The organism is uncultured Veillonella sp. (genome assembly GCF_915069625.1).
GTDB lineage: Bacteria > Bacillota > Negativicutes > Veillonellales > Veillonellaceae > Veillonella.
Genome location: NZ_CAJZFD010000058.1, coordinates 1 through 10575 on the forward strand (window position 1 = coordinate 1; position 10575 = coordinate 10575).

General features: G+C 38.1%; 10 protein-coding genes and 1 riboswitch. All 10 genes read right to left on the reverse strand.

The window, feature by feature from the left end; all coding sequences use genetic code 11:
- Positions 1–56 precede the first annotated feature (56 nt).
- Positions 57–719, reverse strand: a complete 663-nt coding sequence (locus QZ548_RS04470) for a hypothetical protein (RefSeq protein WP_024066208.1) — start codon at positions 717–719, stop codon at positions 57–59.
- Positions 720–824: 105 nt separating this feature from the next.
- The gene (locus QZ548_RS04475; RefSeq protein WP_060924576.1) at positions 825–2114 is read right to left on the reverse strand and encodes an amidohydrolase; all 1290 of its coding nucleotides are present in this window, start codon (positions 2112–2114) and stop codon (positions 825–827) included.
- Between the two features lie 120 nt (positions 2115–2234).
- Positions 2235–3479: an adenosylhomocysteinase gene (locus QZ548_RS04480; protein ID WP_105089204.1), complete on the reverse strand. Its 1245-nt coding sequence runs from the start codon at positions 3477–3479 to the stop codon at positions 2235–2237.
- A 71-nt stretch (positions 3480–3550) separates the two neighbouring features.
- Entirely contained in the window at positions 3551–4615 is a 1065-nt protein-coding gene (mtnA, locus tag QZ548_RS04485) for an S-methyl-5-thioribose-1-phosphate isomerase (protein WP_295868635.1), read from the reverse strand.
- Positions 4616–4657: 42 nt separating this feature from the next.
- A complete protein-coding gene (gene mtnP / locus QZ548_RS04490) occupies positions 4658–5452 on the reverse strand; it encodes an S-methyl-5'-thioadenosine phosphorylase (RefSeq protein WP_295868638.1) in 795 nt (264 codons plus the stop codon).
- Between the two features lie 108 nt (positions 5453–5560).
- Positions 5561–6439 (reverse strand): Hsp33 family molecular chaperone HslO, encoded by an 879-nt coding sequence (hslO, locus tag QZ548_RS04495; RefSeq protein ID WP_295868640.1) that lies wholly within the window; start codon positions 6437–6439, stop codon positions 5561–5563.
- 194 nt (positions 6440–6633) lie between these two features.
- The gene (gene ribE / locus QZ548_RS04500) at positions 6634–7095 is read right to left on the reverse strand and encodes a 6,7-dimethyl-8-ribityllumazine synthase (protein WP_024064376.1); all 462 of its coding nucleotides are present in this window, start codon (positions 7093–7095) and stop codon (positions 6634–6636) included.
- Positions 7096–7167: 72 nt separating this feature from the next.
- Complete coding sequence (locus QZ548_RS04505) at positions 7168–8370, reverse strand: bifunctional 3,4-dihydroxy-2-butanone-4-phosphate synthase/GTP cyclohydrolase II (protein WP_295868641.1); 1203 nt, start codon at positions 8368–8370, stop codon at positions 7168–7170.
- Between the two features lie 16 nt (positions 8371–8386).
- Entirely contained in the window at positions 8387–9043 is a 657-nt protein-coding gene (locus QZ548_RS04510) for a riboflavin synthase (protein WP_295868642.1), read from the reverse strand.
- Positions 9024–10238, reverse strand: a complete 1215-nt coding sequence (gene ribD / locus QZ548_RS04515; protein ID WP_295868643.1) for a bifunctional diaminohydroxyphosphoribosylaminopyrimidine deaminase/5-amino-6-(5-phosphoribosylamino)uracil reductase RibD — start codon at positions 10236–10238, stop codon at positions 9024–9026. Before ribD ends, QZ548_RS04510 begins: the two co-directional genes overlap by 20 nt.
- Before the next feature lie 68 nt (positions 10239–10306).
- Positions 10307–10422, reverse strand: a riboswitch (FMN riboswitch).
- Between the last annotated feature and the right edge of the window lie 153 nt (positions 10423–10575).

Below are 10575 nucleotides of genomic sequence, written 5' to 3' on the forward strand. Positions count from 1 at the left end.
ACTACGGGCTTATAGCCCGTGAGCAAACCACCCGTTTTACGGGTGGTTCTGATTTATTATTTCTTATTGTCTTTAATGATAGAGTCATCAAAGTTATAGGTTGTTATAAACTTTGTTTTAGGATTTGCTGCATTGCCAATCTCTTCTAAATATTTATTAGAAGCTACTTGAAGATCTTTCTTATACGCATCGGCTAATGTTTGTAAATTGTTCGTTTCGTTTACTCGTTTAAAGGTTTGATCCATAAATTTAATAGTATCTGTTTTTGAATCATAAATAAGAGCAGTATTTGGTATGCCAGTAATATCCATCTTAATTGTATTAGAATTTGAGCTATCTGCATTACCTACTATATCGTTAGCACTCATTACAAGTGTAAGTGCCGTAATATAATTTAGACGAGTTTCCTTTATATCCCCTACCATTTGAGTAGATTCAATAACAGGTCTCTTTTCAGGCGTCGTATATTGATAGTTATAAGCTTTCATATCTGCTGTATAAATCGTCTTACTATCATTTCGAGCTGTAAGATTCATCGTAAAAATAGGCGTGTCAACAGCACTCACTACATTTTGAACGGTATAGCCTGAGTAAGCAATCCATTCCCCTTCAGGTCCTTTAGGCTGAGAAGACGCACTATTACTACTACAACCAGCTAATATCAACAAACTAACTAAGGCGATACAAAGTGAAAGGTATTGAAGTATTCTTTTTAGCATAGCAGTACCTCGCATACAAACTTATATTATATAAATACAAACCTAACTAGTACTAAACTAGACAAGAAAAAGCTAATCAATTACAGCTATAGTTTTTTTAATATATTAGTTACTGAAATACTCTTGAGCCTTAGTGATTTCTGCACGAAGTTTTTCTTCATCAATAGTAAGCAATTCTTTGTCTTTCATAAGAACTTTGCCACCTACAATTGTAGTATTTACATCAGAACTGTTAGCAGAGTATACAAGTGCCGCTAAATCGTTGTAACGAGGCATCCAGTGCATACCAGATACGTCATATAGCACGATATCTGCACGATAGCCTTTCGCTAATACACCAAGATCAGTATAACCAAGGGCTTTTGCGCCTTCTACAGTGCCCATATGCCAAGCTGCTTGTGCAGGAATGGCTTTAGGATCGTAGAGACGTGCTTTATGTAGAGTAGCAGCAAGGCGTACTTCTTCGAGCATATCCGCGTTATTATTAGATGCGGAACCATCCGTACCAAGACCAACGGTTATACCTTTACCGATCATTTCAGGCACAGGTGCAATACCACTTGCTAATTTTAGGTTAGATTGCGGATTATGTGCTACTGCTACATTATTTTCAGCCATAATTGACATATCTTCATCTGTAACATGAACACAGTGTGCAGCTAATGTAGTATTCCAGAATAAACCTAGGTCATGCATATGAGCGATTGGAGTTTTACCTGTAGCTTTCATTACATTCTCCACTTCCCCTTTAGTTTCGGACAAGTGCATGTGAATGCCACAGTTTAATTCATGAGATAAGGAGATAACCTTCTCCATATAAGCATCTGGACAAGTATATGGCGCATGTGGTCCTAATAATACCTTGATGCGGTCATTATCAAAGCCATTCCATGTGCGGAATAAATCAGCATTCTCAACTAATGCTTGATCTGCTGTTGGAGAAACACCTGCTAAGCCACGAGATAATACAGAGCGAATGCCCGTTTCTTTTACTACCTCAGCCGTAGTATTCATAAAGAAATACATGTCGCTAAAGGTTGTAGTGCCAGTACGCAGCATTTCCGCAATTCCAAGTTGTGTGCCATAACGTACATAATCATCGTTTAGCTTAGCTTCTGTCGGCCAAATCGCAGTTTCAAGCCATTCCATAAGTTCAAGATCATCTGCATAGTTTCTAAATAGCCCCATCGCAATATGAGTGTGCGTATTTACAAGACCTGGCGCTGCCAATTGGCCTTTACCATCTAGTACGTCCTTAGCAGTATCTTTTGCTTTAATAGCTTCACTATCCTTTAAAATAGCTGTAATATAGCCATTTTCAATTTCAATAGCATGATTTTTAAGAACGCCCTCATCGGTGAGGACGTCTACATTAGTAATCAATAAATCGGACATAGTCTTCCCTCATAGGTATAACCGAGCCATAAAAGCTCGGTTATAGTTATTAATTCTGAAAGTATATAGTAGTAATAATACACCTAAGCCTATCATTTACTATTACATTTCCATTCAATATTAGTTTACTTTTGTTAAGTAGTCGATTTGTTCTTGTGTCAAAGAATCTAAATCATAGCCCATGGAGTTCAATTTAAGTTTAGCGATTTCCACATCTAATTCATGAGGCAATACATATACTTTTGGCTCCATTTCTTTGCCGTTTTTCAAGATATGCTCTGCAGCAAGGGCTTGCATAGCAAAGGACAAGTCCATGATTTCTGCTGGGTGACCATCACCAGCTGCAAGGTTAACTAAGCGACCTTCAGCCAATACATATAGTTTACGGCCATCAGCCATAGTATAGCCTTCGATATTTTGACGAACACGCTCATGGCTTACAGCAAGGTCAGCTAATTCAGCTACATTTACTTCGCAGTCGAAGTGACCTGCATTACACATGATTGCTTTATCTTTCATCACTTCGTAATGTTCTTTTACAATAACGTCTTTACAACCTGTTACAGTACAGAAAATATCCCCTACTTTAGCAGCTTCAATCATAGGTAACACTTTGAAACCATCAAATACAGCTTCAATAGCTTTAATTGGATCTACTTCTGTTACATATACATGAGCACCGAGGCCTTTTGCACGCATAGCAACGCCTTTACCGCACCAGCCATAACCAGCAACAACTACGTTTTTACCTGTTACAGTTAAGTTTGTAGTACGCATGATACCATCCCAAACAGATTGACCAGTACCATAACGATTATCAAAGAGATATTTACAGTAAGAATCGTTTACGGCAATCATAGGGAATGTTAATTGTTTTGCATTTTCTAATGCATAGAGACGATGTACACCTGTAGTAGTTTCTTCACTACCACCTAATAGGCGTTCTTTTGCATCTTGACGAGTTGTGTGTAACAAGTTTACCAAGTCGCCACCATCATCGATGATAATGTGTGGTTTATGATCAAGTGCCTTATTAAGGAAATTGAAGTATTCCTCTTCCGTACAATCATACCAAGCATATACAGTAAGGCCCATATCAACAAGACCTGCAGCTACATCATCTTGTGTAGATAATGGGTTGGAACCAGTTACGATAACATCGGCACCACCGCGTTTTAAAACAGTAGCTAAGTATGCTGTTTTTGCTTCCAAGTGAACACTTACAACAATTGTTTGACCTTTGAAAGTTTGTTCTGCTTCAAAGCGGTCACCCAATGTATTTAATGTAGGCATAAAGTTGGAAACCCAGTCAATTTTCTTACGGCCTTCTGCGGCTAAATTAATATCTTTAATTAAAGATTGCATAATATCTCCTTTTACTTATACAAGTAGATTAGATAAAAAATACATATGGTTAATCCACTTGGATTTTTTTGTTACTTAGATTCTACGATCTGACGTAGCTTATCAATAGACTCTTCATAGTTCGGTTTTAATACACCTTCTTCAGTAATGATGGCAGTCACTAGTTCATGTGGTGTTACATCAAAGGCTGGATTAAGCACATCAATACCATTAGGTGCTGTTTGAACCCCATGCAATGATGTGACTTCATAATCGTCGCGCATTTCAATAGGAATATCAGCACCATTTTCAAGGGTAAAATCAAATGTACTGTATGGCGCTGCTACATAGAATGGAATGTTATGGAATTTAGCTAGTACTGCTACACCATAGGTACCAATTTTATTAGCTACATCACCTTTTGTAGTGATGCGGTCAGCACCGACGATAACGGCATCAATGAGGCCATGTTGCATCGCATAGGCCGCCATATTATCAGTCTCAAGAGTAACAGGGATACCATCCTCATGAAGTTCAAAAGCAGTAAGTCGAGCACCTTGTAATAATGGTCTTGTTTCATCAGCATACACGCGTTCTAATTGTCCATTTTCATGTAATTTACGGACAACACCTAGTGCTGTTCCTAAACCACCTGTAGCTAGTGCACCAGCATTACAATGAGTTAGAATGCGAATATTTTTTTGACCTTCAAATAGAGTTGCTCCTGCTTCAGCCATACGACGGTTCAATGACACGTCTTCTTCGTGAATTGTAATAGCCTCTTTTCTAGTGAGCTCTACTACTTCACTCATAGAAGATATACTTTCAACATGATTTTTTACAAGAGAAATAACACGATCTACGGCCCAAGCTAAGTTGATTGCGGTAGGACGAGTTTCCTTTAAGGTCTCACTAAATTCATATAAACTTGTAAGTTGTTCACTAAAAGGAACCTCCAAACGGCCTGCTTCCATAGCCGCTAAAATAAGGCCATAACTGGCAGCAACACCAATAGCAGGTGCGCCACGAACGCGAAGCATTTTAATAGCTTCGGCTACTTGGCGCCAATCTGTACAGTGAACATACGTAATTTCAGTAGGTAATTTAGTTTGATCTAATAGTACTAGCGTATCGTTACGCCATTCAATATTAATCATACCTTCTCCTTCGATGAACTATTGTATTTCATTATGAATGGATTATAGTTTAAAGCCACCATATTCTTGCATGCGATTATGCGCGTCATAACGAGCATCTACATCGATTGCATCAATAGCACCTAAAATAAGAGATTTAAGTTGAGATGCCATATCGCCCATCATTTCAACCACTTCACCATGTGTCAACGCAGATTCAGAAATACCTGCTGCATAGTTTGTAATCATAGAGATCGTAGCATATGCCATTTCTGCTTCATTAGCTAAGTTTGCTTCCGGTACATTTGTCATACCTACTGTATCACCACCGAGCATATGGAACATTTTAATTTCCGCTGGTGTTTCAAAACGAGGACCTTCTGTACAAACATAGGTACCACCATTATGAATTGTTAGGCCTTGTTCAGTGCCTACCTTTTGAAGAATGTCACGTAATTCAGGACAGTAAGGGTTTGTAACATCAAGATGTGCTACTGGACGTTCACCACCTTCATAGAATGTAGTGATGCGGTTCTTTGTGAAATCTAAGAATTGATCTGTTAAAACGAAATGACTAGGCTTGAAGTTTTCATTTAAGGAACCTACAGCCGTTGTAGAAATAATAAATGTAACGCCTAATTTTTTTAGACCCCAAATATTAGCACGATAGTTAATTTTGTGTGGAGGAATTGTATGATCTTTGCCGTGACGAGCAACAAAGATTACCGTTTTCCCATGGTATGTACCTTGTACATAATCTATTTCACCATATGGTGTCATTAAGGATTCTTCATGAATATTTTCAAAGATGGACGGATCATAAACGCCAGTACCACCAATTACGCCAATTGCACTCATTGTGACCTCCTATAATTAATAACTCTACCTTTTATTTTCTCATAGAATAGAAAAACAGGCTATAGGAAAAACCTAGTAGCCTGTATTTTTTCAACATATTATAAAGTTTTATTGAATTGGACCTTTAGGAGCAAACATATCTTGTAACTCTTCACGTGTGAAATGATATTTTTCATTACAATAGTGACAAACAAGCTCTGTTACTTCATCTTCTAGAATAGCCTCTTTATCTTCTTCTCTTAATGTCATGAGTACGGCACCAAAGCGATCGCGGCCACAACAACATTGGAAATGAATCGGTTCATTATATACTTCATTCACAGTTAAACCATCAAGAACGCGTTCCATAAGACCTTTACCATCTGGATTTGCTTTCAAATATTCTGTAATTGGGCCTAATTCATTAATATTCTTTTCTACTTGTGCTAACGCTTCATCTGTAGCATCTGGTAAAGCTTGAACGATAAAACCGCCTGCCACAACAGTATGATAATCTGGATCTACCAATACACCTAAGCTAATGGTAGAAGGCACTTGCTCAGAAGCATATAAATAATAAGCCAAATCTTCTGCTACTTCACCACTTTGAATAGGACTTGTGGAGGTATAGTCTTGTGCTAATTGTGTAAAACGAGTTACTTGAACTTCACCATTATGGCCTACAGCAGCACCTACATCGAGCTTACCAGCTCGTTTTAAAGGTACATCTACATGTGGCTCATCCACATATCCACGAACTGTATTATCTGCAAAAGCATCTACGTGAACAACGCCTAAAGGACCATCACCTTTGATGCGAAGGCTTACATTTTCATGGTTTTTAAAGTCCCCAGCCAATAAAATAGCACCCGTCATAGCACGACCTAAAGCAGCCGTTGCTACAGGCCATAAATCATGACGTACACGAGCCGTTTCAACAGTATCTGTTGTTACTGCTAAAGACATACGAACCCCTTCTCGGGTCGTAAAACGTTTTATATAATCCATTCTATCATTCCTTATTTCTAATTAATAAATCGTACACACTTAATAGTGCTTATATAGTATATCATGTCATAGAATTACTTTTCAATAATAGGGAATATATGTTCGTCTACTCTAATTCCAAATTAAAAGAACATATTTTCGATAATATAAAAACACCCAGCATCATGAGATACTGAGTGTTTACTATGTAATTATTAGAATTGATCGATAAGGTTAACCATTTCAATAGCACCCATAGCACAGTCGTAACCCTTATTGCCAGCTTTAGTACCAGCACGTTCGATAGCTTGTTCAATGTTTTCAGTTGTTACTACACCGAACATAACAGGAATACCTGTTTCCAAAGAAACATGAGCAATACCTTTTGCCACTTCATTACATACATAGTCATAATGAGTTGTAGCACCGCGGATAACAGCACCAACACAAATAACTGCATCGAAGCGACCAGATGTAGCTGCTTTTTTAGCAATTAAAGGAATTTCATAAGCGCCTGGAACCCAGATTACTGTAATATCTTCTTCTTTTACATCGTGACGCAATAAGCAATCTTCAGCGCCACCAATTAATTTAGATGTTATGAACTCGTTAAAACGAGAGCCGATAATAGCAAATTTTTTACCAGAACCTAATAAGTTACCTTCTTGAACCTTCATTATGTTGACCTCCTATATTCCATTAAAGGAAATTCTTATGTGCCGAACAATTTGTTAAATAAAACTAAATAATTAGTCTTCTAACATATGCCCCATTTTTTCTTCTTTTGTTTTCAAGTAGCCTGCATTGAATTTATTGGCTGCAATGATAAGCGGTACACGGCTAGTTACATCGATACCCCAATGTTCTAAACCATGGCGTTTTTCAGGATTATTCGTTAACAAACGAATGCTTTTAATACCTAAGAAACGAATAATTTGAGCTGCTAAGGAATATTCGCGCATATCTGCAGGGAAGCCCAATTGTTCATTAGCTTCTACAGTATCTAATCCTTGTTCTTGTAATGCGTAGGCTTTAATTTTATTAGTTAAACCAATGCCACGACCTTCTTGGCGCATATACACCACAACGCCTTTGCCTTCTTTTTCGATGGCACGCAATGCGTGATCTAATTGTTCACCACAATCACAACGTTTAGAACCAAATACATCGCCTGTTAAACATTCTGAGTGAATACGAACAAGAACATCGTTACAGTTTTGAACATCACCCTTAACAATAGCTAAATGTTCTTTATGGTCTAAATCATTTTTGAATACAAAGATGTTAAAATCACCAAATTTAGTAGGTAGTTTAGAACAAGCACCGAGCTTAATCATATCTTCATGTTGTTTACGATACTCAATAAGTTCTGCTACAGATGCAATTTTAAGATCATGTCCTTTAGCGAATTGTAAAAGATCTGGCAAACGAGCCATATCGCCATCGTCTTTTGTGATTTCACAAATAACAGCTGCCTCTTGCAAACCAGCTAATCGACAAAGGTCAATAGATGCTTCTGTATGACCTTGGCGAACTAATACGCCACCCTCTTTATACACGAGGGGGAATACGTGGCCTGGGCGACGAAAGTCTTCAGGTTTAGCATTAGGATCTAGTAATTTTTGAATTGTATACGCACGTTCTGCTGGAGATACGCCTGTTGTAGTATCTACATGGTCTACAGTAACGGTGAAAGCAGTTTCATGATTGTCTGTATTTTTAGCAACCATTGCAGGGATGCCAAGCTTTTCTAGAGCTTCACGACGCATTGGTGTACATACAATACCGCGCGCGTATTTAACCATAAAGTTAATATTTTCTTGTGTAGCAAACTCTGCAGCAATGATAAGATCGCCTTCATTTTCACGGCTTTCATCATCAACGATAATAACATGTTTACCAGCTTTAAGGTCTTGTAAGACCTCTTCAATAGAATGTAATTGTTCGCTCATAGGAACGCTCCTTACTTTATATAAATCCATTCTCTACTAAGAGGGATTGCATAGATTTCTTAGGTTTCTCTTCGGTAGGTTCGCTACCAAGATTCATAAAATGACGAATATATCGACCAGCGATATCCGTTTCTAAATTGACCTCCGTTCCAATATGGGCAGAACCTAGAATAGTTTCGCCTAAGGTGTGAGGAATGATCGATACAGAAAAACTGCTGTCCGTTCGTCGCATAATAGTGAGGCTAATACCATCGATCGTAATCGATCCTTTATAGATAACATAATCCATAACAGATTTTGGAGCCTCTATGGTAAAGATAATGGCATTATCCGTTTGTTCACGATCAATGATGCGGCCTGTACCATCTACATGTCCAGCTACAATGTGACCACCAAATCTACCGTTAGCAAGCATAGCTCGCTCTAAATTGACAGGTTGATGAACTTTCAAATTTGTGAAAGTAGTCATCTTAATTGATTCAGGCATTACATCAGCTGTAAATACGCCATTACCAATTGTAGTAGCTGTCAAACATACACCGTTAACAGCTACGGAGTCACCGATTTTTAAATCGCTAAAAATCTTATCCCCCCGAATTGTAATGGCTAAGGATTTAGGGCCCTTTTTAATGCTTTCTACACGGCCGATTTCTTCAACGATTCCCGTGAACATAAGCGCCCCTCCTTCCTTGACGATACGCTTCAATACGGATGTTATTATCTAGTACAGTTGTTTTTGTAAAGGTTAATTGCGGCGAAGAGTCTAAACTTTCAAAACCACGACCACCTACGGCAGGTGTAGCCTCTGTACCACCGATTATAGTATTACCAATATAGGTAACCACCTTATCAAAGTTCATGGTCTCTACAAAAGAGCTGATAATAGCAGAACCACCTTCAACTAACACTGAAGTATAACCAAAATCTCCCAACTTTGTAAGAATATCATCAATAGATAATTTCTTAATATCTATGACGATATCTGTACTTTTACTTTTACGAGTAGATACTGATTCAACAACCGTTACAAGAGCTCCTACGTGTTCTAGCGCCTGTATCCGTTCTTTAGGACAACCTTTAGATACAAATATATGAACCTTGCGAGTATCTACTTCAAATACACGACTTGTGGTAGGCGTTCTACCAAGACTGTCTAATATGATGACATCTGGTTGATGAACTGGGATAGGCTCATTAAGAATGTTTCTATCTAATATAGCATCTGCTAATTCATCATCACTAAGACGACAGTTTAACTGAGGATTATCTGCTAAGATTGTACCGATACCAACGAGCATAGCATCATGAGTAGCACGTAGTACATGTCCATCACGACGGGAGGATTCATTAGTAATCCATTGGGATTGGCCTGTAAACGTTGCAATCTTACCATCAAGGGACATAGCACTCTTAATAGTTATAAAAGGTTTTCCCGTCTGTATATAGGTAAAGAAATGCTCATTAAGCTCAGCACATTCCTCACTACATACGGGGCAAACAACCTCTATGCCTGCTTCACGGAGTAAATCCATACCCTTTCCCGATACTAGTGGATTAGGATCTGTACTACCTACAACGACCTTAGCTATGCCAGCCTCGATAATACGCAGCGCACAAGGTGGAGTTTTACCATAATGAGAGCATGGCTCTAAGGTTACATATAAAGTAGCACCTTTAGCATTATTACCAGCTTGGTTTAAGGCATGAACCTCAGCATGAGCTGTACCAGCCTTATGATGATAACCTTCACCGATTATTGTATTGTCTTTAACCACTACGGCACCAACCAAAGGATTTGGCGAAGTGTAACCTGTGGCTAATTTTGCCAGTGCAATGGCGCGTTTCATATATGCTACGTCATCCACCATATCACCTCAATAAAAAAAGGACTATATACATAGTCCTTGGGTAATCATAAATACGCACGTCAAATGTGCTTCGTCTTTTCTCATCCAGACTGTACTGTCGGTATCGGAATTACACCGATTCATACCTAAAAGGTTCGCGGACTATACCGCCGGTAAGGAATTTCACCTATCCCCAAAGACTCATCTATTTTGTTTCTGAATTAATAGTAACACTTTTATTAACGTTATGCAACAATAAGAGTTTTGTATTGAGAAATATTGTTAAAAACTAAAGAAGGAATAAAATATCTATTATTATAGTTCAATATATAATAGATTAAAAATTTATTAATCATAA

What these genes read in the sequence shown, in the direction of transcription:
- mtnA (WP_295868635.1), bottom strand. Translation starts at nt 4,615, where the DNA reads ATGATTAATATTGAATGGCGTAACGATACGCTAGTACTATTAGATCAA.
- QZ548_RS04505 (WP_295868641.1), bottom strand. Translation starts at nt 8,370, where the DNA reads ATGAGCGAACAATTACATTCTATTGAAGAGGTCTTACAAGACCTTAAA.
- QZ548_RS04470 (WP_024066208.1), bottom strand. Translation starts at nt 719, where the DNA reads ATGCTAAAAAGAATACTTCAATACCTTTCACTTTGTATCGCCTTAGTT.
- QZ548_RS04480 (WP_105089204.1), bottom strand. Translation starts at nt 3,479, where the DNA reads ATGCAATCTTTAATTAAAGATATTAATTTAGCCGCAGAAGGCCGTAAG.
- hslO (WP_295868640.1), bottom strand. Translation starts at nt 6,439, where the DNA reads ATGGATTATATAAAACGTTTTACGACCCGAGAAGGGGTTCGTATGTCT.
- QZ548_RS04510 (WP_295868642.1), bottom strand. Translation starts at nt 9,043, where the DNA reads ATGTTCACGGGAATCGTTGAAGAAATCGGCCGTGTAGAAAGCATTAAA.
- ribD (WP_295868643.1), bottom strand. Translation starts at nt 10,238, where the DNA reads ATGGTGGATGACGTAGCATATATGAAACGCGCCATTGCACTGGCAAAA.
- QZ548_RS04475 (WP_060924576.1), bottom strand. Translation starts at nt 2,114, where the DNA reads ATGTCCGATTTATTGATTACTAATGTAGACGTCCTCACCGATGAGGGC.
- mtnP (WP_295868638.1), bottom strand. Translation starts at nt 5,452, where the DNA reads ATGAGTGCAATTGGCGTAATTGGTGGTACTGGCGTTTATGATCCGTCC.
- ribE (WP_024064376.1), bottom strand. Translation starts at nt 7,095, where the DNA reads ATGAAGGTTCAAGAAGGTAACTTATTAGGTTCTGGTAAAAAATTTGCT.